Raw genomic sequence first — 24408 nt, 5'->3', positions numbered from 1 at the left:
ACTATGCGTATAGGCGCGGCTGGTCTGTTTGGGACGATGACTTTAAGACGTTTGCGCTTTGTGCATCCTTCGTTAACACAAGGTCGGTATTTGCAGACGTTCCCAACAGAGGTTTAGATGGACGCTTTTTCCCCAATTCCTCCTCAATGGACAACATCAGCGACTCACGCTGTAGAATTCTGTTGTCCCAAGTGTCGAGCTTCTGCTAGGGAAGCTGAGCAAGTTTGGATGAATCGGCGATCGCCTGTGATGACAGAAGACTATCGCCGCAAGTGGCAGGAATTTTATCAATGTCAGTGCAGCTATGTGTGGTGGGCTTGGAGTAGCGATCGCCCACCGTCAGATTTCGCTAAACGCGAGGAACCGCCCACATCGTGAGGGGAGAGAGGGAGATGGAAAACCTCTCTCCACCTCTGGCTAACCCTCTCCTGTATAGGAGAGGGAAGCGGATAATTTTTTTTTAGCTGAGAGAGGCTTTGAATTCTCTAGCTTCCCTTGCTGGCCATAGGGCTGAAGTGGTAATTCTAGCGTTGATTGTTCCACATGGCGTGAAAAGTCACCTCAGTGAGGAGCAAGTTCTGCCAAATCAGAGGCGATGAGTTTATCAATGAGTTCAACAACTCCAGCACCGCGATCGCCTTTTGTGACGAAATCAGCACGCTCTTTGAGCATGGGAAGGGCATTGGCAACGGCAACCCCGCACCCACAAAAGTCGAGCAAAGCCTGGTCATTCTCCGCATCTCCTATTGCCACCGTATTATGTGGCGATAAGCCTAATTCTTTGAGGGCAGCACTGAGTCCAGAGGCTTTGTTGACATCTGAAGGAAGCACCATCACAGCACCTTTGTTAAAAATCACTTGGTATTCCAGCCCCAAGTCGCGGATTACGTCTAATACCGTATTCTCGTGAGGATGCCAGGTAGCAACAATCACCCGTCCCACCGCAAGGGGGTCAACACCTCGTTGTTGCAGCGCCTTGACAAATTCTTCTGGTGGAGGAGCACCTAACGGCTTTTCTTCGCGGGTTGCGGGTTGATATAGCAAAGCTCCATTTTCCAGAACAACCCACTCACACAAGTTAATCTCAGGGAAGACATTGAGCAGGTCGTCTAGGTGCCTCCCTGTTACTAAGATTAATCTTCGACCAGAGTCCCGCAGGCGATCGAGTGCTGCTATCGTCTCGTCATCCACCCGACCATCTGAGGCAAGTGTGCCATCGTAGTCCGTAGCCAGTGCTAGGTAGTGCATTCGTTCATCTCCTCCCCAAGCCTTGAAACAATCCTACTTGAGTTGGAGCGAGGCTTTATCTCGCTTGGGTCATAGCTCCAAGAGACGATGTTGAGTAGAAAAGAGCGAATACACTACGATTGTAATACTTGTGTTACAATCGGATTAATTAGCCAAATAAAGTTGTGAGTTTGGGTCTATAGGCGATCGCATTCATTAACTCGAATCTTGCACGATTTTTAGGACGGGCGTCCCGCCCATCCCCCAAGAAAAATTTTTATTGTGGGGTAAGTATGCAAGCCTCGCCTGATGAGAGGCTCTCCTTGCAACTGGTGCAAAATATGCATGAAGTTCTTTAGTCAGTAGAAAGTAAAAAGCCAATTCAATAGCGTTTTCTCATGAAGTGTGAATTGTGTGAACGAGACGTGAATCGTTTAACTGCTCATCATCTAATTCCCAAGCAAGCTGTTAAACGGAAGCAAGCCGATCCAGGCCCAACGGTCGATATTTGCTCTGCCTGCCACCGACAGATTCATCACTTATTTGACAACAAGCATTTAGCGAAAGAACTCAATTCTGTGGAAGCGCTCAAGAATGAACCGCAGATGGCAAAATTTCTGGCTTGGGCGAGGAAACAAAAACCCGATAAGCGCATCCAAGTGCATTAAACCTCGACTGCATTGAGTTGACCCAGCAAGTTTCTCTCATTGTTAGCTGTGTAACCAGGGGTGTGCGGATATTTGGTTTGCCACTGGGAGAGGAGTTTATTAAGTTGGTCTTCTACGTTGCTGGGCGAACTTCTCGGACAGAGCGGTTTTGCCCATCCCTCCCATACCCAACAGCCCTATCAGTCGGCAGTTGTCTTGCACAATCCATAAATTTTTAATTGAAAATCTAGACCATCTTAAGCTCAGAACTCTGAGCTTAAGATGAAGAAAAATTACGCAGATTGTCTTACCCTGCTTGAACAAATCCGTTGGGGCGGCATTCCTCAGTGTCCCTATTGCCAATCCACTAATTCTACGGCTATAAGAAAAGAATGCAGATATCACTGTAACACCTGCTTTAATTCATATAGCGTTACAGTGGGTACCCTGTTTCACCAAACTCGTGTGGATTTACGGAAGTGGTTTTTAGCAATTCATCTGTTCCTGACTTCTTCAGGAGATATTAGTGTGCGTAAACTTGCGAGAGAAATAAAAGTTAATAAAAATACAGCTTCTTATATGCTGAGTCGTATTCGTCAAGCAATAGTTGAGGAAGAGGAGCTAATACAAAAGCTTATAAAACTGAATATCAATGGTATTGATTGAGTTTAGTCTGTCCCAATTATCCCCATTTACACGGCATTTTTATGGAAAAAATATTGGGTTTTTTGGTGATTTGCATTCCTGGGGTGATTTTACTGGGTAATTTTTGGCTTGACTATAAAACACAATTAGAAAAAAAGATTGACAACATAAATGCTCAAGTTCAAGTGTTAAACCAAACAGCCAAAGACTTGGATGGTAAAATCAAATCTCTCAATCCTAATAAAAGTAGTACTGATGCCTCTATTCAACCCAAAGGCTTGGAGAACCCTAGCAAGACAATAGAGCAAGATATTCAAGGACTGAAGACAAAAAGTGAAACACTAGATAAGCAAATAGATTTGCTAGGCGATCAGCAACAAAATTTCATCACCAATGGACAAAACGCAGTTAACTTTCTTTTGACTGTAATTGTTGCTTATATAGGATATAACACCGTCAAAGAATCTTTTCTTAATCGAGAAGAAAAGAAAGAAATGAAAGAAAAAATTAAAACAGAATTGAAGCCAGTACTGGAGGAACTGAAAGGACAAGATATCAAAGAGATAATAATGGAATTAAAATGGCTACAGTATCAAATGACGGTTTTATCAGCAGAACAATTAGAAAAAGACCAGTATCAATCTCTTACAGCCCTTTATGAATATATTCGGGCAATGGTTATACTAGGAGATTTAAAAACTAATCAGACAGAAGAAGATGATGTAGCACCAGAACTTTTTCTACATTATCAATTCAAGAATGTTTCTCGAATTAATGAAATATTGGAAATATTAATTGAACAAGACCGAGAAAAGTTGCCCTACTTAAATCCAGAACAAACTGTAAAATTCAAGAAAATACTAAGCAAAATTCCTAGCGCAGAACGTAGCCAAGTACAACCCAAAATAGAGGAGATACTCCGTAAAATCACTACTCATTGATAAGCAATATAATTTAAGAAAGATTCTTTGACAAGAGAAGAGTTTAATGATATGAAGAATACAAGTCCAAATATCAATGACCTAATTTTTAGTTATTCTTTAAAATCTGAAGGAGAAATCAAAAAATTACAGAGACGAGAGAGCGAGCTTGACATAAAAGAGATTCTAACTAAAGAAGAAGAAATTGAAAAAAAAGTTATTGAAAAATCGTTAAATATAATGACGGAATACGTAAAAACAACTAGCGATAGAATATCAAAGGCTGATAACCTTGAACAAAAGAGAAAAGGGTTTTTGGAAAAACGCCGTCAAAAGCGCCAACAAAAACGCCACCAACAGGCTATTGAGCAATCTACTTTAGATGAAGATCAATAGCCTTCACTACTATATGAACGTTGAAAGACTATCTATCAGGTGCTGAATATAAGGCTGCACAGTGATTGGATCAATCCCGTCTTCGATAGAATCAGGAGCATTTATCCAGTCACTAAACTCTTCTAAATAATCACTTATAGGTTTAGCTAAGCGAATATCGGGCTGTGAGAGATATTGAATTCCCCAGTAATCAAGTAAATCAGTATTTCCCAAACGAACACAATATGTAATTAATTCATGATAAAATTCTATATCTTTATCAAAATTATTTTCCTGCTGAACTGGATAATCATCATATTCAATTGAATTCCAAGAAAAAGGTGATTCTTTTCTTTTTTCTATAGATAAATGAATCGATTGTTGATAATTATATAAAATTTTGTCTACATCAATAGCATTCTGTAGAAAAGAATCCAGTAATCCAAGAATAGAATTTTTGACATCTATTGCTAGGTTATTGTCTTGATAAAGAGCATCTCGGATTATCTGGATTTCACGTTGAAGTTTTTGGAGGGAGGTGTTCATTGAGAAATCAATTTTTCTTCTATTTTGGTCAATAGTACTTGTTCACTATCTTTAAGTCACTTCCACCAACTAGGACACAGGAAAATTGATTGGTCTCCTATCAGGACTTAGACAAAAACCGAAGCCAAAATGCATTCAAACTTAGACAGAGAAATGCTTTCACTTCAAATGATTATGAATTCAGTATTGACAAGGGTTTCAGCCATCGATCGCACTTCTGCCTAATTCCCACTATGCGATCGCTCCCATAACATCAATGCAATCTGAGACAAGCGATCGCCCTTTATTATCATCAACCTGCGAGCACAGGTCTGCTTAATACCCACTATGCGATCACTCTCTTAACATCAATGTAATCTAACACAGGCGATCGCACTCTATTATCGTCACTGTGCGATCGCCTAACCTTAACTCTCTGGTAACTCCCCAAACAACTGACGATAGCGTTCAAGTTGCTGTTGTGCTTGTTCTGCTCTTTCCTCTGCCGTCAGATATCGATTTCGTTGTTCGTCATACCAATACAATGCTTCAATCTCTACCTCTCCATCCCGGTAAGGCGCACGTCCAATCCCTAAATTAATTTCCGGCATCCAATAAGGTTCGCCAATTTGCAATTGATACTCCCCATCAACTAAGCGATAAACCTCAAACGGCTGATGTCTATCACGCTGCCAATATTCTGGGTTATAAACTACATAATATAAAACTCCAAGCTTGGCATAAACCTCCATTTTTTTGTCATATTCTCCCCCTGGTGTCAACGACACAATCTCTAGAGCAAAAATAGGAACAACCTCATTTTCTTCCCAAACTACATAGCTTTTCCGCAACCTCTCCCTTCTATGACGCTCAACTCCTAAACTCAAAAATCCATCGGGGACAACAGGCACCAACGGACTCACGCCTGTGGTGTGATAAATTCCCATATCCACCCCAAAAAACCAGTCAGAACGATTTACCCAGATAAATTTGAGCAAAAATAATAGTAAATTAGGAATAAAATTTTGATTCTCGTTATCCACAGGCGTGTCGTCTGAGCAAGGCAATTCAGCGCTAGTTGGTAAGCGCAGCTTAGGGTCAGATTGTACCATCGCTCACACTCCTAATAAATATTGGTACCTTCAATCTTAAACGCTCAACTTTTGTGAGCGATCGCTTGTTTTATTTCAGCTAAATTTGGGAGGTGCGATTCCCTACAGGATAGCTTCGCTTCAGGCACTTATGTCTAATTCCCACTATCTGATCGCACCCTTAACCTCAATGCAATCTTGCACACGGGAGATGATCTGAGGGATTCTACTCAAAGTTCAGATACTCTATATTCCAACCCTGTCCTTCTACCGCCAGAGCAGCCATATAATCGGGTGATGGTGTAAGTTGATACACAGACCAACGAGAAGCGGCCTCTTCGTTTCCTTGGATACTCAATAATGCGGCGGGTTCTCCGGGAGTTAAGGAAACCTCAACCCCATCCAGTCCAGGTAATCCATCACCGATCGCTTTGAGATAAGCTTCTTTGCAAGTCCACGCCCGGAAAAAAGCCTCTTGCTTTTGCTCGTCGGGTAGGGAGCAGATGACCGCATATTCACGAGCAGAAAAGAAGCGTTTAACCAATTGCTCAACTTTATCCATGGGGCGGATGTGTTCCAGATCAATGCCCACCAAGGGAGTGTGAGCGATCGCATATATCGCTAACTCATGGGAGTGAGACAAATTAAACGAAAGTGTTTCTCCCATACCCAAGTTGGCAAGTGCGGGTTTGCCACGGGAACCATAAGAAAACTCAAGCTGAGCTGGCTCCAAGTTTAAGTAACGGCCTAGGATAGATCGCAAAATGCCACGACCGGCAATAAAATGCTTCCTATCCCGTTCAAAGTAAAAGCGATTGGCTCTATTGTGCTCATCTGGAGCCAGGGTTTTTGCTAACGACCGAATCTGTGATTCCGGTAAGTTCAGGTCAGCACGCCAGATGTGAACAAGATCTTTTGATAACACCAAGTTGCTCGGTGGGGAATACCATAAAGGCTCATCTGCTATCACTCGTGTTGACCTGTGTTGATTCGACTCAGTAAGTATTGTAAATAATCAGCTAAGAGACTTTGAACCAAAAGACTAAAAATCCTTCTTCCCAACCCCTCAACTCCCCCGGCTGTCACATCTTTGTTTCTTCTAGCAGTGGTGTTTTCAGCTACAGTACTCCCAGCCAACTTGAATAAAAATAGGGGCTTAACCCTTACAAGGCAGCAGTCCGTCTGTCAACAAAGCTGATTCATGAAACCCCGAATCATTGTTTGTGGCTTGGGTCGCACTGGATATAAAATTTTCGGTTTACTGAGGCAACAGGGAGCCGCTGTGGTTGGCATCCATTACAAACCTCTGGTTGAAGAAGAACAGGCAGAGGATGTTGTGATTGGAAACTTAAGCTCAGCTTCTACCCTCCTAGCGGCTGGGATTCAAAAGGCTAACACATTGGTTCTGGCAAGTAACAATGATGCTTTGAATTTGGCAATTCTGACTCAGGCTAGAATCCTCAATCCCCGAATTCGCATCATTAATCGCTTGTTTAATAGTGGCTTGGGCGATCGCCTCGATCAAACTCTTCCCGACCACGTTAGTCTGAGTGTATCGGCTTTGGCTGCACCCGTCTTTGCCTTCGCCGCACTGGGAAATAAAGCGATCGGGCAACTGCGGCTATTTAATCAAACTTGGCCGATCTACGAAGAGGTAATCCATGAACATCATCCCTGGCGGGGACGCCATTTGAGCGAACTGTGGGATGAGCGATCGCGGATGCTGATTTATTACCTTCCGGTAAAAGGTCGAGTGGCACTGGTATCCGCTGTGATCGAGGGACGGAAGTTGCAAGTTGGCGATCGCTTAATTATCGGCACCCAACCGAATGTCCGTAACCGTCGCAACTCCTGGCTACCAAAATTCCTCAAAGTCCTCACCAACTTACGCCAGTTTCAAAATCACGCTCAACCCATCTTGGTGGTGACGCTGACTCTGTTTGTCATGATTTTTCTGGCGACACTCACCTATGTTTGTTTTGATACCCACATATCGGCGGTCGATGCTCTCTATTTTTCGGTGGGGATGATTACCGGCGCGGGTGGTCAAGAACAGGTGGCAGAAAAAGCACCCGACAGCATTAAGCTGTTTACAGTGGTGATGATGCTAGTAGGAGCCGGAGTCATTGGGATTTGCTATGCCCTGCTCAACGATTTTGTCTTAGGAACTCGCTTAAAACAGTTTTGGGACGCGGCTAGAGTACCTGCACGCCATCACTACATTGTCTGTGGATTAGGGGGTGTTGGGGTGCAAATTGTCAACCACCTCCATTGTCACGGGCATGAGGTGGTTGTGATTGAACACGACCTCAATAACCGTTTCCTCAACATTGTTCGTTCCCAGGGAATCCCTGTGATTCATGGAGATGCCAGTTTATCCGCAACGCTGACAGCGGCTAACATCCAGAAAGCTGAAGCACTCCTAGCCGTAACCAGCGATGATACCGCCAACTTACAAATTGCGCTGAGTGCCAAAAACCTTGCCCCCAAATTGTCGGCGGTTGTGCGAAATCAAGACCCGCACTTTTCTCGGATGGTACAGCAGGTTTTTGAATTTCAATCGGTGCTTTGTCCCGCCGAATTAGCGACTCCGTCGTTTGCCGCCGCTGCTTTAGGAGGGCGGATTTTAGGCAACGGGATGACCGGCGATTCCCTGTGGGTTGCCTTAGCTACCTTAATTACACCGAAACATCCTTTTTGTGGACGGCGTGTCAAAGAGATTGCGATCGATGCAGACTTTGTTCCTCTATATATTGAAACGAACTGCCAAACTATTCATGCCTGGGATCTCTTGGAGACTTGCCTCAGTGCCGGTGATGTACTATACCTCACGATGCCCGCTTCTGGTTTAGATCAGTTGTGGCGTGTAGCTGCCTCTCAGCTAATTGCCAACGCTGGAACGCCAAAATAAGGGACTTTAACTCAACTGCGCGACTATTTGATTCTGTAATAAAGGTTGATTGGTCAGTAAATCCTCAACATTAATTCGTAGTGAACGTCCAGCATCCACCCAAAACTGAATTTTAATGCGATCGCGTCCTGGATTTCCCGCAGGAGTCAGTTGAGCAATGGTTCTCGCTCCATCGCGGTCGTTGAGGGGTTGTACAGTTGTTTGTCCTCCACCAATTTGACGAGTTACTAAGCGATCGCCATCAAAATACACTTCCGTTGCCCCTGCCTGCGCCCCCAACTCGCCAACAATCAGTTCAATGCTCGGTTGGTTGTCTACCGATGCGCCCAAAAGCAGTTCCACAGGCTCACTCATCGGATAAGCCTGTCCGGCTTTGATAATCGAATGCCAGTTATGGCAGTTGTTACGCCTATCCCAATAACGAATACCGTAACTGTGATAAAGGAAATCCTGAATTTCAATCCCTTGTGCGAGCTGAAGTGCGCCTTGGGCGATCGCTTCAAAGGGTTTCTCGCAACGAATTTTACTCGCGTCGAAGTAATTCTTGACCCAATCTTGAACGGCGGGAATTTTAACCGTGCCACCGACTAATAGAACTGCATCGATATCGGACACATCTATCCCAGTCCGACGCCCTTGTTGCAACAATTGCTCCATCATGTCGTCCAGTATCTCAAAAAACTGGTGTTCTTTCAAGATGGTTTCAAACATTTGGCGATCAAGTTTGAGTTCGTAACTCTCGAAGGTTTCATCGTTGAAATAGACTTCCGTCGCGGATTGCTTCTCAGAAAGCTGGATCTTCAGGCGTTCGGCGAGTCGAGTTGTCAGGGGAGATCGCGTCAACCCTTGAGTTTCGGCAAAGTAATCCACCAGCCAGTTATCAATATCCGATCCACCCAAGTTTTGCCCCGCTTTGGAGAGAACACGGGCTATTTTCACCTTCTGTCCCGAACTTTCTCCTAATAGCTTCTCACCCCACTTGAGAATAAAACCTAAGGGCTTTTTACCCACTTGAGCTTCCTGATTGAGTTGCACCAGAGATAAATCTAAAGTGCCACCGCCAAAGTCAACCACGAGCAGGGTTTGCCCATCGGCAATGCCATAGCCCAAAGCTGCCGCCGTGGGTTCATCTAAAATGCGGACTTGCTCCACTGGCAGGGATTGGCAAACGCCACTCAACCAATGGCGATAGGCTTCAAAGCTATCCACCGGCACGGTGAGAATTAAGGAGTCCAGGGTAGCGTCCTGAGTGGATTTCAGTTGTTCAATAATCTGACTGAGGAACCACTGCCCAACTTGCTCAAATCTGACAACTTTCTCATCCAGTTCGGGCAAGAAGCCTTGAATGTCGGCACCAATTCCCCGTTTAAAGCTGCGAAAGAAGCGGGGGTCATTGGTGAGATCGAGTCCCTTGTCGCGTACTTCTTGCCCAACCAAGACCTTACCCTGACTTGCATCTTCTATATAGAGCAAACTGGGGATTAATGGAGGATTGTCCCCTAATTTCAGCGACAGTCCTGGTAGGTTGAGGGTTTCGGGTTGCTGGGTTGCGGCATTCCAGCGTGTGATTACAGTGTTGCTTGTGCCAAAATCAATTGCAATCGCCATTTGTGTTGTAGCAGACAACTAGTGACATCGTGTGATCAGCTTTGCTGTTGCCCCTTGGGCAATCGCTTTTCCAATAGGTTTGGTCGAGGATGATCCCAAAAGCATGGAATGGGAGCATCATCCAGTTTAATAGAAAAAAGCTGTAAGACTTTCAATAAACCTCAGGAGAAGTGGGGACGTAGGGGCGGTGCCTCCTCATCCTCACCTGCGGCTACGGTCATCTCCGGATACTCGCCCCGGAAGAGGCATTGCTAACAAAACGGTAGGAGAAACTTCGCTCGTTTCAATGTAGTGAAAATTACAACATAAAGGTTTATTTCTTGCTAAACCCATTCGTCAATCTAACTATCGACAGAACCCAAATCTTAATTAAACCTTAAGAATAGGAATATGAGATAAACAATTTAATAATTTATGCTTGTTTTTGCCTGCAAAAGCATTTTTTTAAGAAAGGTGAACAGGTCTGTCTCCAGCCGTCACTTTTCCAGCAATATCCCAGTGGATCAGTGCCGAACCCACAAATTCACCTTGGGGATCGCGGAACTTTAGATATTGAGTTAATGGGAAGAACAACGCCTATCGCTGAAAATTACTTGTCATTTTCTTGTCAAGAGATATAAATACTGACATAATAATTAAAAGAACCAGGAAGCTACGATTTTTGATTTTATCCCTGGATTAAGCAGTTAAATTTAATTACAGTTTTTCTAGGAAATGAATCTGTAAACTGTAAAATTTTTTCGACTTTTTTTATAACTCTCTGAAAAACCAAGGTTGCAAAATGAAGATAACACAAAAAGTTCGTTGCCCTAATTGTGGCAGTCATGCAGAAAGGCATTTTTTCCAAATAACTCACATTACCCAGACTCAATGCCCTGCCTGTGACTACTTGATGATTAACTGCACTCGCACGGGCCGAGTCGTTGAGGCTTACGCTCCTGGAATTTATGCTCATCGCTAGGGGCTAATAAGCCGTTGCATCTTGAGTCGGCAATATCAACAAATTAGAAAAAAAAAGGGGGAACAGTCGATTTCCCCTCAAAAAAACAGATTTTCTGTTAGTCCTTTAGCCCTCTTTCCACTTGGGGAAATTACAGAGGTTGAGGAATTTTTGAAGCGCGTAATTGTCCGCAGGCGGCATCTTTTTCCAGTCCGCGAGAACGGCGCACACTAACCGCAATGTGATGCTTTTCTAGTGCCTCGACAAAGGCTTGAATTCTTCGAGGTGTCGGACGCTGGTAATCGACTTCACTGATAGGATTGTAGGGAATCAGATTAACGTGACTCTGGAACCCTCGCAGATGTCCTGCCAACTCAATGGCGTGTTCGGGGAGGTCATTCAGTTCAGAGAGGAGGATATATTCAAACGTTACCCGACGACCTGTTAATTGTACGTATTCCCGGCACTCTTCTAACAGAGCCTCTAAGGGATAGCGCTTCGCTGTGGGGATGAGTTGCTCTCGCAATGCCTGGTTTGAGGCATGGAGGCTGATGGCTAAGGTGATTTGTAGGTGATGTTCGGCGAGTTGGCGAATTCGTCCGGGAACGCCGACGGTGGAAATGGTTAGCGATCGCATTCCAATTCCCACATCTTGATTAATTGACTTCACCGCACCCAAAACCGCATCGAGATTCAGCAATGGTTCTCCCATCCCCATGAACACCACATTGCTGACACGTTGTCCAAAGTCTTCCTGAACGGTTAAGACTTGATCGACTATTTCATGGCGTTTGAGATTGCGGCTAAATCCTCCTTTGCCAGTGGCACAGAAGTCACATGCCATGGGACAACCCACTTGGGAGGAAACGCAAACAGTGAGACGTTCTTTGGATTTTGGATTTGAGATTTGAGATTTTGAATTAACGGAAAAGTTATCGTCCCATCCATCCCAAGCTTCCTCTCCTCCTCTGGCAAAGGTGGGAATACCGACGGTTTCGATAATGTGACCATCTGCTAGTCGCAGCAGGTACTTTACGGTACCATCGGGGGATTGTGAGCGATAGTGTAATGTAGAACGACCAATGGAAACATCAGCAACAACTTCCCGCCACTGCTTAGAAAAAACGGAAATTTCTGAGAGCGATCGCGCACCTTTTTGATAAATCCACTGGTGCAGTTGACGCCCTCGATAAGCGGGTTGTCCCTGTTGTTGCACCCATTCGGTTAACTCGGCTAACGACGCGCCCAAAAGCGGAGGAATTGAGGTTGCCTGTGACTGAGCCGATTGATCTACCTCAGTCACGCTTGGGGGATTTTGGGTAGTGCTGCTGTTTTGAGAGTGAATTGGAGAAAGACGGGGCGTCACGGTTATAAGGGATGATGAATTGCTCTTGGATCTCTATGGTAGAACTTCACCCTTATTACTAGCTGGTTACGAATTTCTGGATTGCCTTAAAGTATTGCGATCGCGCCTAGATTTGCCACGAACTGATATGAGAACACATGTACATAGGTGGGCAATGAGTAACAATGCCCACCTGCTGTTCATACCACCAGGAGGTTAGCTGCCTTCGCCACCTTCACCTCCTTCACCACCTTCTCCCCCTTCATCACCTTTACCCTCTTGACCGCTTTTACCCTTTTGAGCGCCTTCACCCTCTTCACCGCCTTCACCCCCTTCAGGCTCTTGCACCTCTTGATTTGGCTGCGTTTGTGGGGCGGTTTTTTCCGCGTCACCACCTGGGTTACCCGCGTTACATGCACCGATGGTAGCTGCTAAGCTTAGCGCCACAAATAATTCAATGGTCTTTGAACGCATATTTACACTCCTCAACAGATACTCTGGAATCTTTAAGTTTGAGCTAAACCGTTTTTAACTATAAGATAATTCTTACAAATTTGAACTAATCATCATCATTTCAACATCAATCATTAAAAAGCAAAAGAATACCGAATTATAAGCCAAAATTCTATTTTTAAGACGGAAAATGATAAAATTAATGACTTTATTATCCTAGTTTTTAGCTGACATGATTTTCTCTATTGACAATGTTCTTACCCCAGAGGAACTGCAATTTATAGTTAGCAGCCTTGAGAAAGCTGATTTTGTAGATGGCAAAACGACAGCAGGCTGGCACGCCAAATTTGTTAAAAACAATATGCAGCTCCAGCGTGAGGCAACTTATGCCAAAGATCTACGAGAACTGGTAGAGACGGCTCTCCGGCGCAATGCCTTATTTCAAAGTGCAATCCAGCCTAAAATTATACACTCGGTGCTGTTTAGCCGCTATGAAACGGGCATGTCGTATGGTAGACACGTTGATAATGCTCTGATGGGCAATCAAGAGTTTTTGCGATCGGATGTGTCTTTCACTCTATTCCTCAGTTCCCCCTCTACCTATCAAGGCGGGGAGTTAATTATTGAATACAGCGATGGCGATCGCGCTTACAAACTGGAAGCGGGTTCGATGATTGTTTACCCTTCCTCAACGCTGCATCAGGTAGAGACTGTAACTGAAGGTGTGAGGTTAGCGGCTGTTGGCTGGGTTCAAAGCTTAGTTCGTGATGCAAATGAACGGGAAATTTTGTTTGATTTGGATACAGTTCGTCGGTCAATCTTTGCTAAAGAGGGTAAGAATATTGAGTTTGATTTAATCTCAAAAAGCTATGCGAATTTGCTGCGGAAATGGGCTGAATGAAACTTACAATAATCTATTTATGTGAGAGTCTTTCATTCTTTCTTCTCAAGGGTAATCGCGTATTCTTCAATCATTCTGTTAAAATCGCTCTCATTAACCCGTTTCAACGGGTTTTAGCTTTGAGCCTGAAATTTATTTCAAGGCTCGATTTCAAGGCTACGAAGATTAAATTCATGTCCTTCTGGCGCACTGACTATCACTTAATTTGGGCAACAGAATTACGTCAGCCTTTAATTACCCGCGATCGCGCATCTGAACTTTATGGTTCCATTATCGGTAAGGCAGATGCGATTGGTTGTATTGTTCATGCGATTGGGGGTATAGAAGATCATATTCATTTAGTGGCTTCGATTCCTCCCAAGATGTCTGTCGCTGATTTTGTCAAGACGATTAAGGGTAGTAGTGCTTACCATTTGAACCATATTCCATCGGCTTCTTCTGTGGCATTTAGCTGGCAACATGGATATGGGGTTTTGACGCTAGCGAGTAAGCAACTGGCTGAAGCTAAGGCGTATGTGAATAATCAGAAGGCACATCATTTGGGTGGAACGGTGATTTCTGGTTTGGAACGGATTGAGGGATGAGGATACGTTTCGGGTACTCTGAAATAAGCCCTGAACTAAAGTTCGGGCTTAAAGCTGAAACCTGTTAAAACGGGTTAAAATTTTTATTCAGTCAGCTTTAGCTGACTTTAGCTGTTAGCCCGAAATTTATTTCAGGGCGGGGTTGCGGGTAATCATAGAAACTGGTGCAAGCTCTGAGTTGAGCGATGACGCCGAAAATTTTTCTGGGCTTATCCTCGCTGCTGCCGTTTTTGAATTTCCGCGATCGGCAACAATAATGTCTCCTCAATCTCCTGCCGCACTGCCCGACTGACGTAACAATCGCTATTCAAACAATCCACCAGCAGCTTATTAGCATCGTAATACTGCTGCAACCGTTCTTTTTGTTCATCACTGAACTGCCAATCATGCCCAATATTGCGATACTCAATCATCACTTTTCTCATTTTATTAACCCAATTAATAAATTCTTCTTGACTAACATTAGCTGATCGAATTTGTTCAATTTCTTTATTAGTGTATGCAGAAAAGAATTTTCCTCTAATGATTTTAAGGTTCTTTTTTAAAGCTAAACTCCAGCCATCATTCAAAATATCGCAATTTTTTATAACTTCATTACAAGTTGAGATATAATATTCTGAGATTTTAGGTTCTCCAAAGAATTCATAGTCTCGAAAGACTTCAAGATCTCTAAAGAGTAATTCGTCCAATCTCAGTTGACGTATATATGGGTTTGGAATAACGAATATAGCATTACATAATCTAACGTCAAGTACATAAATAAAATCTACATCCACTCTAATATCAAAGCCTATAGTATCATCTTCTTGATAAGGTCTAATATCATAGTTATTTCCCCGACGCTCTACATAAGTACTTTGTTTTCCAAAATTAAGGAACGAATTAACTAAACTTAGATAGAAGGTGCGAATAGCTGCTATTTTATACCCAAATTGAGTACTATAAAATGGTATAGTTTTTTGGTTAATCCAAACAAAAAACTCTTTTAATTTTTTATCTTCTACTATCAGTCTATCAATCTTTGCTTTCATTAATTGAAGTAAAGCATCCGCACTATCCAACATTCCAGTTGCTAGTAAAATAACTTCTCGCCAGCGTTTTTCAGTAATGTGGTTGACTAATTTTTGAAGCATGGCATCATCGACAGCATAGGGATTGCAGCTCGTTACAATCTTACGTGCGGTGAAATATTCGTGAAACGTCAGGTGCGAGAAGGAATAGATACCTCGTGCCCGTTCCACAAACAATCCATGCTGCGCCTCAATCGACTTCAACACTGCTACGCTGTCCAGTTCCAGTGCCTCTGGGTCAGTACTAGCATCAGGTAGATTTTGGATGTACTGGCTAATGTAGCGTTCTACTTCCCGTTGCTTGAAAAAGTAATTTCCTGCTTCAAACGTAGTGCGGGCAATCTGACTGAGTAAATCTTCCTTCCGCTTCAGCGACAGTCGCTTGTAAACCTGATCTCGCTCAATATCGCGCTTCACGTCCCATTTTTTCAGCAACACATTCACGCCATTTTCATAAAGTTCGGCGCGATTGGTGGGAAATCTGCCGGAGTCTTCAAACACCAAACACAATAGCGTTAGTAATAGTGGACTGGTTGCCAGTTCCCGGATCGGTGCGTCTTCCTTTAACTTTTGCAAAAAGCGTTCTGCTTTGATGGGGTCGTTTTTACAGCGAAACCATTTATCAGAAAAATCAGCAATTTGCTCGTCGTCAAAGTCGGCAATTTCTACCTCGGTGAATTGCTCGAAGGTGTATTCTCGTGCTGCGATGCGACAGGTGATGAGGAATTGATTCTGGATAAACTGCTGTGAAAATTCCCGAATTTGGTGCAACACCCGACTGCTATCGGCATCTCTGACCTCATCCAATCCGTCTAACAAAATCAATGCTCTACCTGCATCCACAATCCTTTGTAGAGGTACCTCTTGCGGGTGCTCTGCTTCCTGGTGTCGGGCAGGCACAAGACCTGCCCCTACGGGGGATATGGCAAACTGATCGATGTATTTCAACAACTTGGGTTTACCATCGGCTTCTGCAAAATCCTTCAGGGTGATGAACACCGGAACGCGATCGCTCTGAAACGTCCCTCCGATACACTGAATTGCCAGATGCTTCAGGAAGGTAGTCTTTCCCGCACCCGGTTTGCCCAGAATCATCAACTTCGAGAACTGCTCAACCGCCTTCAGTCCCGGTACTCGCCGCTCTCGCACATCCCCCAAACAAAAGCGCTCAAACTTCTCTGGGTCAGCATTCCGTATCAGTTCCGCCACTTCCAGTCCTCTGCGCCCCGTGATTTTCTCCAGAATGTTGACGTTTGTGTAAATGTCACCCAAACCAATCGGCTGACTCATGTCCAGCACCCGCATTGTGCCGCAGCGTTCCTGAATGTAGGGCTGTATCCTCTGCCGCACTTCCCGCACTAGCGCATCAATATCAGAAGTGCTGCTTTGAATTGAACTACTGCTTTGTTCTTCTGTGCTGAGTACAAGTTCGGCATTTTCCGAGAGCTCGATAATCTCGCTCCAGGGTAAAGCCAGCTCTTCACATATTCTCTGGAAGGAATCAAGTTGAATTGGCTGGCATTTGAAAAACTTGGTTACTGTTGTTCGAGAAAGACGTTTAGCGTTTGCAAAATTCGTCTTTGTTCCAAGACCTAGCCGCACTAAAGCCTTCTCAGATCTCTTAATTCCTTGATTAGTTGCTTTAACAAGTAACCTTTTCTTCGCCATGCTTTGGCTAAGTATTTTTATCCATCTTAGCTGCGTGGTCAAACGTTGGTCATAGAACAAGCATAGGAAAGCTATTACGTGGACAGGTTTTCGAGAAATTGCCTCCATCATGAAAGTGTCAAGGTAATAGATTAATCGAAAGGACACCAATGAAAAACTTGAATCTCCCTCCCGCCTTCCAACAAATCTTCTTCACCGTCGTCTGCTTCACCCTCCTCTCTGGCGGTGCCTCCTTCTGGTTTGCTGCCAAAGACAACCTATCTCCCCAACAAAATCGCGTCTTTGAAACCTGCAATACGACCTGGAATATGGGCATTGGTGCCATCTTCGGACTACTCGGCAGCAAGGCAAGCGACCTGTTTCAACCAGAAGATGAGGAGGAAAATGAACAGTAGAGCGCGATCTGCGCTAGGCTAACGCCTCGCTTCGCTAGCGCAGCAGCGCTTCGCGATCGCATCCCACCTCACAGCAGTACTCGGCAACCTAAAATTGAACAGAAGCTTCATCCAGAGTCTCTGACTCCATCCGCAAGCTTCAATCGCCCCTTACCGAAAACTCAATGCTACAAGCCATGTCCCCTCTGACTCTGGCGTTTCAATTTGCTTCTCCAGGCCCCATTCTGGTTCAACTAGGACCGATCGCCATTCGCTGGTACGGTTTGTTAATTGCCTCAGCCGTATTAATCGGAGTCACTCTGTCCCAATACTTGGCAAAGCGCCGTAACGTTGACCCAAACTTGGTAGGTGACTTGGCAATCTGCCTGGTGATTGCGGCAATTCCCTGTGCCAGACTCTACTACGTCCTGTTTGAATGGGAACAATATGCCCAGAACCCGCTCCAAGCTTTTGCGATTTGGAAGGGCGGAATTGCCATTCATGGTGCCATTTTAGGCGGTATTGTAGCGGCGATTATTTTTGCCCGTATCCAAAAAATCTCTGTCTGGCTATTAGCCGACCTAGTCGTCCCTTCTCTTATTTTGGGTCAGGCGATCGGGCGTTGGGGTAACTTCTTTAATTCCGAAGCCTTTGGGCGTCCCACCGATTTACCCTGGAAGCTGTATATTCCGCCCCAACAGCGCCCCCTAGAGTTCATTAATTATGACTATTTCCATCCTACTTTTCTCTACGAATCCCTTTGGAACTTGATGGTTTTTGCCATACTCATGACGCTGTTCTTTCGGGATTTAAAACGCAAACCCCATCTCAAGGTCGGCACTTTAGCTCTGGTTTACATGGTGGCTTATAGTCTCGGTCGATTCTGGATTGAGGGACTGCGGACGGATAGCCTGATGATTGGCCCCCTACGCATGGCTCAAATCATTAGTTTAGTAGAGATCACTCTTGGTCTGCTCGGTCTAGCATGGTTATATCTCAGGCGTCGTTCCCTGCCGGATGTTGTCTCCGTTGACAATCGGCAGTGGGATACTCGCTCTGATGTTTAGGTAAAACGCTTTACTCAAGGAAGTAGCTGTCGCTAACGTGCGATCGCTGTAGCTATTCTTTCAGTCCTAGATATTAACCGATACTCTGTCGGTACAAAATGATACCGAGTTATCGCCCTTCAGCCATCCCACTAAATCCCAAAAAAAAAGCCCTAGAGTTAAACTCTAGAGCTGAACCAGGGTGCATCTACCATTCCTTTATTTCTAAGTAGAGAGGGTGTATCCGGAACAATTGGAGTAAATTACGAATTTTCTGGGTTAACTCGGTTCTGGCACTCTCTTCAGAATGTGCGGGACGCCCATCCCAGGACGAGAGATTGTGCTTGTGGGCTAGGCATAGAAGCCTTGCCTATGAAAAGATGATTGATCGTCGTGCAAGCTTTCAATCTGCAAACATTGACCAGCTAATCGTTTCCCTTCTGCCTTCTGCCTACTCCTGCGGAGAACGCTGCGCGAACTGCCTTTTGCCTCCTCACTAAAACTCCGGTGCCTTTTGCAATATATGTCTCACTCCACTGACTCCACTCCACCTGAAAACGCCATTCTTCCTCTAGCACCTGCCGTTTACATCATTGGTGCAGGGCCAGGAGACCCAGAGTTATTGACCGTTAAAGCACAGAAAATTCTCGCCCAAGCGGATGTGATTGTGTTGGCGGATTCCCTCGTACCCCCGCAGATGTTGCAGGGTGTCCGTCCCGATGCTGAGCTGGTTCGCACGGGGAATAAAACCCTAGAAGAGATTGTGCCATTGATGATTGAACGGGTGCGATCGCAAAAATCAGTCGTTCGTTTACATTCGGGCGACCTGAGTCTCTACAGCGCCATTCATGAGCAAATGCAAGCCCTTGCCGAAGCCTCCATCCCGTTTGAACTCATTCCAGGGATTAGCGCCTTCCAAGCCGCCGCCGCTAAACTCGGTGTTGAGTTAACAGTGCCGGGACTGGTACAATCCATCATTCTCACTCGCATCAGTGGACGTGCTTCGGCTGTCCCGGAGTCAGAAGAACTGGCTTCTTTAGCTGCTCATCAAGCCAGTTTGTGCCTCTACCTCAGCGCCCGTCATGTCGAAGACGCTCAAGCCAAACTGCTAGAACATTACCCAGCCGATACCCCTGTCGCCGTTTGCTTCCGCATCGGATGGCCGGATGAGAAAATCTGGCTGGTTCCCCTAGAACAGATGGCGGCACTGACGCAAGTAGAAAATCTAATTCGGACAACCCTTTATCTGATTAGTCCAGCGTTGAGAACAGCAAGAAACGAATTGACATCCCAGACGGAATTCAGCCGTAGTACCCCTGAAAGCGTAGACGCTGGGCAGGAATTAGCTCGTTCCCGTCTGTACCATCCCGAACACTCCCATTTGTTTCGACCCTCTCGCCCTGTTCGATAACCTAAAAACAGGTGCCATCTCAAAATTTATGAATTCAACCATCTGCCCAAAATGTAGAGGACGCTTAGAGCCAGTCGTCTGGGCTGGAATCGAAATAGACCGTTGCCTCGGTTGCAAAGGAATTTGGTTTGATTCCCTTGAGGCGGAAAAGCTCAAAACGATTCAAGGTTCTGAAGGCTTGGATATTGGCGACCAAGAAATTGGCAGCCAACTCGATCATCTAAAGGGCGATATTCAATGCCCTCGTTGCCGAACGAAAATGACTCGCCTGGTGGACATTGACCAGTACTGTATCTGGTATGAAATATGCCCCAAGTGCCAAGGTGTCTGGTTAGATGCCGGTGAATTTACCCAGTTTAAGGACAATTTCAAGCCTAAGGGCTTTCTCGGACACATCAGTCAAGTGTTTCGCCAAGGTAGTCATTAGAGTGACAGGGCGAGCAGGATGTCCACCTGACGGGCACCTGATTTCTGCCAAAATTGGCATAGGCTCAGCATTTTACCGATTGGCTACAACCCGATACCCCTTGTCCCTTGCCTGTTGGTACACTTAATGCGATGTGTAAGCACTTAGGGAGAGTAATCCTTGCTAGACGAACAAGCGAAAAAGACAATGCTGCGGAAGATTCCTCACGGTCTTCATATCTGCGGAGTGAAAGAGGGTGAGGAAATGAATGGTTTCACGGTGAGCTGGGTGATGCAGTCCTCGTTTGAGCCGCCCTTGGTGGTGAATTGCATTAAAAAAGATAGTGGCTCTCATGAAATGCTGAAAAACACTGGGGTGTTTACTCTCAGCTTCCTAGAGAGTGGACAAAAGGACATGGCGGCGAAATTTTTCAAGCCGCAGAGGCGAGTCGGCAATAAGTTGGAAGATGTGGATTTCTATGAGGGAGCTGAAACGGGCTGTCCCATTATTTCTGATTCCCTTGGTTACGTTGAATGTAAGGTGGTAGCCTCTGTAGAACAAGGTGACCATACGGTGTTTGTTGCTCAAGTGATTGGTGCAGGTGTCCACCGCGAGGGTGAGCCGCTTTTGCTGGAAAGCACCGGCTGGAATTACGGTGGATAGATAGCCGATAACTGCTCCTTAAAATCTGAAATCGTTTTAACCAAGTGGTGATCACAAGCCTATGCCTCTGATTAAGGTGCAAACTTCTGCTGATGCTCCAGAATCAACAGCCGTTGAAGGGTTGCTGAAGATTCTTTCTAGCAAATTAGCCCAGCATGTGGGTAAGCCGGAATCTTATGTGATGACGGCATTTGAACCCAATGTCGCGATGACGTTTGGGGGTACAATCGAGCCAACCTGTTACATAGAAGTGAAAAGTATTGGCTCCATGAGTCCCGCGCAAACTAAAGCCATGAGTCAGGATTTTTGCCAGACGATTAGCGAAAAGCTCGGCGTGTCTATCAATCGAATCTATATCGAATTTGCCGATGCGAAAGGGGCGATGTGGGGTTGGAATGGCTCAACGTTTGGCTAAGTTTTAAATGGATGTGAGCGAAAGACTCAGCCCTAAACTGAGTACTCAGTAATATTCACTAAACTGCTGAAATATCAGTTTTTCAGCAGTTTTAGAGCCGACTTCTTTGGGCAAAGAGTTTTAAGGCCGAGGGCCGACGCACGACAGGTTCAGAGCATTGTGAAAGAGGTCTTCAGCAATTGTAATGCCAAGCGGAACACCACCGATATTCTGATCAAGGAGGAACCGCTATGATTGATTTACAACGCTCACGGTCGGGTCAGCGAAAGGCTAAGTTGCTCTGGAATTGGATTTGAAACTCTTTAGCATCCAAAATACGGCTGAGTACAGCAATAATCCTAGAAATAATCCAGAAATAGAACCAAGTACTGCTCTGACGAATGTCTCTATGAAGGTTTCACCTGCAATATGATGTATCTCTACAGCGACCCAAGTAAAGACGACAGCGCATAGGGCAATGCAGATGATTGTTAATCCTCTCCAGCGAGGAGCTAATGTTTCAACACGGTTACAAGGCACTTCTTGATTTAGCCTTCTTGATAGCCATAACAACAGAGCGAAAACTCCAATAACTCCACTTCCATATTGAAGTAATTGATAAACTGGCATAGCCCCAAGCTGATATTGAAGCAGCTTTGAATGAGGGACAACCCAGCCACCATCATGAGTAAAATCATCCCAAACCAAATGGCTAACTGCCCCAATCAAAACTGACGCTACAACATTAAAAAGATGCTTGATTTGTAAAGGAAAATAGCTCCTTATGGTTGGAAATCGTTGAGCTAATTGCCGGGGAAGAAGAGCCAAGAATGGACGCATCAAAACATAACGAGTAATTAATAAGAGTACTATCGAACAAGGAAGCCCTTGAATTAATATTCCTAGAAGCGTATGTCCAATTGTTCTATGGGGTTGTAAAGTCAAGAAGTATTCAATGTCGGGAATCATCGACCCAACTAAGAGGCTTGGCAAATCTAGTCTTCTTTTCGAGCACAGCCAAATCGGAGCAGCAGCTATGGGATGCGCGAGGGTAAAAGGCATATTTTAGCGAAAGCAACCTAACTCTTTTAGTGATTATGCTGGTCTAGATCTTACTCTTTGTAGCTTGTTGGGTGAGGTTATCCTGCTAGGTGCGATCGCAAGTTTAAGGTTCTCCATCGCCTCCTTTCACTCCAAATCCATCTTGGCAAAGTAGTCTTGCAGGAACTTGTGCCTGAAGCGATAGGACTACCAACCCTTATAGAGCAAACGTTTTGGATGATATAACTATTGATGGATATCCAAGCAGGAAGTTGAGCTTTGATAAGCACTGTTAAAACTCAGGTGGTACAGGTGGTGATGCTCCAGAGTAGATGACTGCTGCTTTACTTTGCCTACGTGCTACCTTGACCGCTTCCATTGCTTCATCCCAGTTAGGATAGGTGAAGTACTGCCACTCTCCCGGATGGTCGTCTTCTATAGCAATTACGGTTTCCTGTTGCTTCCAGTCATCGCTGCGATCGCTATCGTTCATTTGCTCCTAGAAGCCACCTAAAACTATCTTCAGGTCATATCCTACCTTAATAGCGTTTCTCATGCTTCACAGACGATTCTCAAAGGATTAATCTAACAACCTGATAGCAATACTCGATCTTAAATATCTAATCGAATAAACATATTTAAAATTTACTATTTTTGATCCAAGGATAGTAGTTTATTTTTCTACTATCCTATTACGGTTAATTAGCTGGTTGTATTAGAATTCAGGTACTTGCACATGAGTAGTAATGCCAGCATAATGCTTCATTATTATTTCTGGTGAATTCCCCGCCCATTTAGCTACCTGCACAACACTAACTCCAGCTGCCAAACACTGCGTAATAAAAGTATGGCGTGTATTGTATTGAGTACGATAGCGGCTTATTTTTCCTTCTTTTACAAGCTGTGTAACAATTCCATCATTTCTATCAGAACGTCCTTTCCATGCACTATCAAGGAAATGACCAGAACGAATAATACCACCTTTCTTACTTGGAAAAACTAATGCTTCAGGATTACAGTTATTAGGCTTAATGCTGAGTAGCAAAGCTTGCAAAGTAGCATTACAATGAAATTTACGGCTTTGATGTGTTTTACAGTCTTTACGGATTTTTAATTGAGTACTAACTGATTCAGAGAAGGTAATTGTTCTACAATCCGTAGAAATATGTTTCCACTGCAACCCTACCGCTTCACCAGTACGGCATCCAGTCATAAACAAGAACTTGACGAATGGAACATAATAGGAATAGAGAGAATGTTCCTCAAAAGCTTTGATGATAATATCTCGTTCTTCAGCCGTGAATGGATCGATAGTATCTGTTTCATCCTTTACTACCTTAATTTTTTGTGCCATGCCATGAAACGGATTACTGGAGATTAAGCAAGAATCAACTGCCCAGTCGCAACAAGCTGAAATTTGAGTTAGAGTTCTTCTTGCCGCATCATTGGACAACTTACTTACCAGAAAATCCCGAATCTGAACAGCATCGCTTAGAGTCTTTGTCGGTAGCTTGGCAATATGATTCCGTACTGCTGCATATTGAATCTTGAGCGTTGTTTCAGCAATCAGAGGTTTTCTGTACTCGGTGTACTGTTCCCATAGTTGCGAGAGGGATAGCGCTGGTTGAGCTTTAATTGCTTGTACAACTGTTAAATGATACTGAGGCTTATAGGTAGCCAAGGTAGAATCAAACGTTCCATTGCTGATATCCTCCTCAATCTGCCATGCTATCTTCTGAGCTTTCTTCAAATTCTCAGGAGTATCCTGCAAGCCAGTAGAGATATATCTGTTGTTAGTTTCAATACTACGAGGTAAGCGCAAACGTAATTTACCTCTGAAGCTCTCAATCCCTACTGTTCCCTTAGCTGCTTTGGTTTGTGTAGTATTCATTGCCTTGGATATCAGAACTCTAGCGCGTCAAGATTATGATAGCTAGTGGATAGCCAAAAAGACAAGATATAGCCAAAAATAAGTTAAGGATTCCAGCTAACATATAAGCTGAAACCCTTACCAGATATTAAATGCGGATGAAAGGACTTGAACCTTCACACCTTGCGGTACTAGAACCTAAATCTAGCGCGTCTGCCAATTCCGCCACATCCGCTTAACTTGCACTAGCAATCATAGCAAAAACTTGAGATTATTGAACACACTCAGGCAAA

Annotated in this window: 25 protein-coding genes, 1 tRNA gene and 1 pseudogene; 15 read left to right on the top strand and 12 right to left on the bottom strand. The window is 44.5% G+C overall.

The genetic code is table 11. The features are described from left to right. The first annotated feature begins 117 nt into the window (after nt 1-117). Entirely contained in the window at nt 118-378 is a 261-nt protein-coding gene (locus NDI48_12960; protein MEP0832112.1) for a hypothetical protein, read from the top strand. A gap of 183 nt (nt 379-561) precedes the next feature. Here NDI48_12960 and NDI48_12955 read toward each other — a convergent pair whose 3' ends face one another. Continuing rightward, a complete protein-coding gene (locus tag NDI48_12955) occupies nt 562-1248 on the bottom strand; it encodes a Cof-type HAD-IIB family hydrolase (GenBank protein MEP0832111.1) in 687 nt (228 codons plus the stop codon). A gap of 377 nt (nt 1249-1625) precedes the next feature. On the opposite strand from NDI48_12955, the gene NDI48_12950 reads away from it, so the two are divergent. From NDI48_12950 to NDI48_12935, 4 genes are all read left to right on the top strand, one after another. Then, a complete protein-coding gene (locus NDI48_12950; GenBank protein ID MEP0832110.1) occupies nt 1626-1895 on the top strand; it encodes a hypothetical protein in 270 nt (89 codons plus the stop codon). Between the two features lie 261 nt (nt 1896-2156). After that, a complete protein-coding gene (locus NDI48_12945; GenBank protein MEP0832109.1) occupies nt 2157-2540 on the top strand; it encodes a transposase in 384 nt (127 codons plus the stop codon). A gap of 41 nt (nt 2541-2581) precedes the next feature. Beyond that, on the top strand, nt 2582-3460 hold the full coding sequence (locus tag NDI48_12940; GenBank protein ID MEP0832108.1) for a hypothetical protein: 879 nt from the start codon (nt 2582-2584) through the stop codon (nt 3458-3460). 27 nt (nt 3461-3487) lie between these two features. Continuing rightward, nucleotides 3488-3835: a hypothetical protein gene (locus tag NDI48_12935; protein MEP0832107.1), complete on the top strand. Its 348-nt coding sequence runs from the start codon at nt 3488-3490 to the stop codon at nt 3833-3835. Between the two features lie 9 nt (nt 3836-3844). On the opposite strand, the gene NDI48_12930 is transcribed toward NDI48_12935, so the two are convergent. From NDI48_12930 to NDI48_12920, 3 genes are all read right to left on the bottom strand, one after another. Then, entirely contained in the window at nt 3845-4360 is a 516-nt protein-coding gene (locus tag NDI48_12930; GenBank protein ID MEP0832106.1) for a hypothetical protein, read from the bottom strand. 407 nt (nt 4361-4767) lie between these two features. Further along, complete coding sequence (locus NDI48_12925; protein MEP0832105.1) at nt 4768-5451, bottom strand: Uma2 family endonuclease; 684 nt, start codon at nt 5449-5451, stop codon at nt 4768-4770. A gap of 205 nt (nt 5452-5656) precedes the next feature. Further along, complete coding sequence (locus NDI48_12920) at nt 5657-6400, bottom strand: 4'-phosphopantetheinyl transferase superfamily protein (protein MEP0832104.1); 744 nt, start codon at nt 6398-6400, stop codon at nt 5657-5659. 231 nt (nt 6401-6631) lie between these two features. Between NDI48_12920 and NDI48_12915 the strand changes: the two genes are divergently transcribed. Next, nucleotides 6632-8341, top strand: a complete 1710-nt coding sequence (locus NDI48_12915) for an NAD-binding protein (GenBank protein ID MEP0832103.1) — start codon at nt 6632-6634, stop codon at nt 8339-8341. Nucleotides 8342-8347: 6 nt separating this feature from the next. Here NDI48_12915 and NDI48_12910 read toward each other — a convergent pair whose 3' ends face one another. Next, nucleotides 8348-9949 (bottom strand): Hsp70 family protein, encoded by a 1602-nt coding sequence (locus NDI48_12910; GenBank protein ID MEP0832102.1) that lies wholly within the window; start codon nt 9947-9949, stop codon nt 8348-8350. 781 nt (nt 9950-10730) lie between these two features. Here NDI48_12910 and NDI48_12905 point away from each other — a divergent pair. Continuing rightward, the gene (locus NDI48_12905; protein ID MEP0832101.1) at nt 10731-10910 is read left to right on the top strand and encodes a replication restart DNA helicase PriA; all 180 of its coding nucleotides are present in this window, start codon (nt 10731-10733) and stop codon (nt 10908-10910) included. Nucleotides 10911-11040: 130 nt separating this feature from the next. Here NDI48_12905 and rlmN read toward each other — a convergent pair whose 3' ends face one another. Then, nucleotides 11041-12192, bottom strand: a complete 1152-nt coding sequence (rlmN, locus tag NDI48_12900) for a 23S rRNA (adenine(2503)-C(2))-methyltransferase RlmN (protein ID MEP0832100.1) — start codon at nt 12190-12192, stop codon at nt 11041-11043. Nucleotides 12193-12450: 258 nt separating this feature from the next. Then, nucleotides 12451-12708: a hypothetical protein gene (locus NDI48_12895; GenBank protein MEP0832099.1), complete on the bottom strand. Its 258-nt coding sequence runs from the start codon at nt 12706-12708 to the stop codon at nt 12451-12453. A gap of 211 nt (nt 12709-12919) precedes the next feature. Here NDI48_12895 and NDI48_12890 point away from each other — a divergent pair, with 211 nt between their 5' ends. Further along, nucleotides 12920-13588 (top strand): Fe2+-dependent dioxygenase, encoded by a 669-nt coding sequence (locus NDI48_12890; protein ID MEP0832098.1) that lies wholly within the window; start codon nt 12920-12922, stop codon nt 13586-13588. Between the two features lie 173 nt (nt 13589-13761). Then, nucleotides 13762-14127, top strand: a pseudogene (gene tnpA / locus NDI48_12885) (IS200/IS605 family transposase). 254 nt (nt 14128-14381) lie between these two features. Here tnpA and NDI48_12880 read toward each other — a convergent pair. After that, entirely contained in the window at nt 14382-16844 is a 2463-nt protein-coding gene (locus tag NDI48_12880) for an NACHT domain-containing NTPase (protein ID MEP0832097.1), read from the bottom strand. A 215-nt stretch (nt 16845-17059) separates the two neighbouring features. Between NDI48_12880 and NDI48_12875 the strand changes: the two genes are divergently transcribed. The 6 genes from NDI48_12875 (at nt 17060) to NDI48_12850 (ending at nt 21225) form a co-directional block, all read left to right on the top strand. Then, on the top strand, nt 17060-17305 hold the full coding sequence (locus NDI48_12875; GenBank protein MEP0832096.1) for a hypothetical protein: 246 nt from the start codon (nt 17060-17062) through the stop codon (nt 17303-17305). A gap of 164 nt (nt 17306-17469) precedes the next feature. After that, on the top strand, nt 17470-18351 hold the full coding sequence (gene lgt / locus NDI48_12870) for a prolipoprotein diacylglyceryl transferase (GenBank protein MEP0832095.1): 882 nt from the start codon (nt 17470-17472) through the stop codon (nt 18349-18351). A 502-nt stretch (nt 18352-18853) separates the two neighbouring features. Beyond that, entirely contained in the window at nt 18854-19741 is an 888-nt protein-coding gene (gene cobM, locus NDI48_12865) for a precorrin-4 C(11)-methyltransferase (GenBank protein MEP0832094.1), read from the top strand. Nucleotides 19742-19769: 28 nt separating this feature from the next. After that, nucleotides 19770-20168, top strand: coding sequence for a zf-TFIIB domain-containing protein (locus NDI48_12860; protein ID MEP0832093.1), 399 nt, complete (start codon nt 19770-19772; stop codon nt 20166-20168). Between the two features lie 159 nt (nt 20169-20327). Further along, nucleotides 20328-20810 (top strand): flavin reductase family protein, encoded by a 483-nt coding sequence (locus NDI48_12855; protein MEP0832092.1) that lies wholly within the window; start codon nt 20328-20330, stop codon nt 20808-20810. A gap of 61 nt (nt 20811-20871) precedes the next feature. After that, nucleotides 20872-21225, top strand: coding sequence for a phenylpyruvate tautomerase MIF-related protein (locus tag NDI48_12850; GenBank protein MEP0832091.1), 354 nt, complete (start codon nt 20872-20874; stop codon nt 21223-21225). 270 nt (nt 21226-21495) lie between these two features. Here NDI48_12850 and NDI48_12845 read toward each other — a convergent pair whose 3' ends face one another. The 4 genes from NDI48_12845 to NDI48_12830 form a co-directional block, all read right to left on the bottom strand. Beyond that, nucleotides 21496-22266, bottom strand: a complete 771-nt coding sequence (locus NDI48_12845) for a DUF4184 family protein (protein ID MEP0832090.1) — start codon at nt 22264-22266, stop codon at nt 21496-21498. A 271-nt stretch (nt 22267-22537) separates the two neighbouring features. Beyond that, nucleotides 22538-22738, bottom strand: coding sequence for a hypothetical protein (locus NDI48_12840; protein MEP0832089.1), 201 nt, complete (start codon nt 22736-22738; stop codon nt 22538-22540). A gap of 222 nt (nt 22739-22960) precedes the next feature. Beyond that, on the bottom strand, nt 22961-24136 hold the full coding sequence (locus NDI48_12835) for a DUF3596 domain-containing protein (protein MEP0832088.1): 1176 nt from the start codon (nt 24134-24136) through the stop codon (nt 22961-22963). A gap of 132 nt (nt 24137-24268) precedes the next feature. Further along, nucleotides 24269-24350 (bottom strand) — tRNA-Leu (locus tag NDI48_12830). Between the last annotated feature and the right edge of the window lie 58 nt (nt 24351-24408).

The sequence above is a fragment of the Microcoleus sp. AS-A8 genome (genome assembly GCA_039962225.1).
Classification (GTDB): domain Bacteria; phylum Cyanobacteriota; class Cyanobacteriia; order Cyanobacteriales; family Coleofasciculaceae; genus Allocoleopsis.
The sequence above is the reverse complement of the archived record's forward strand: the minus strand, read 5'-3'. Positions and strand labels throughout refer to the sequence as shown.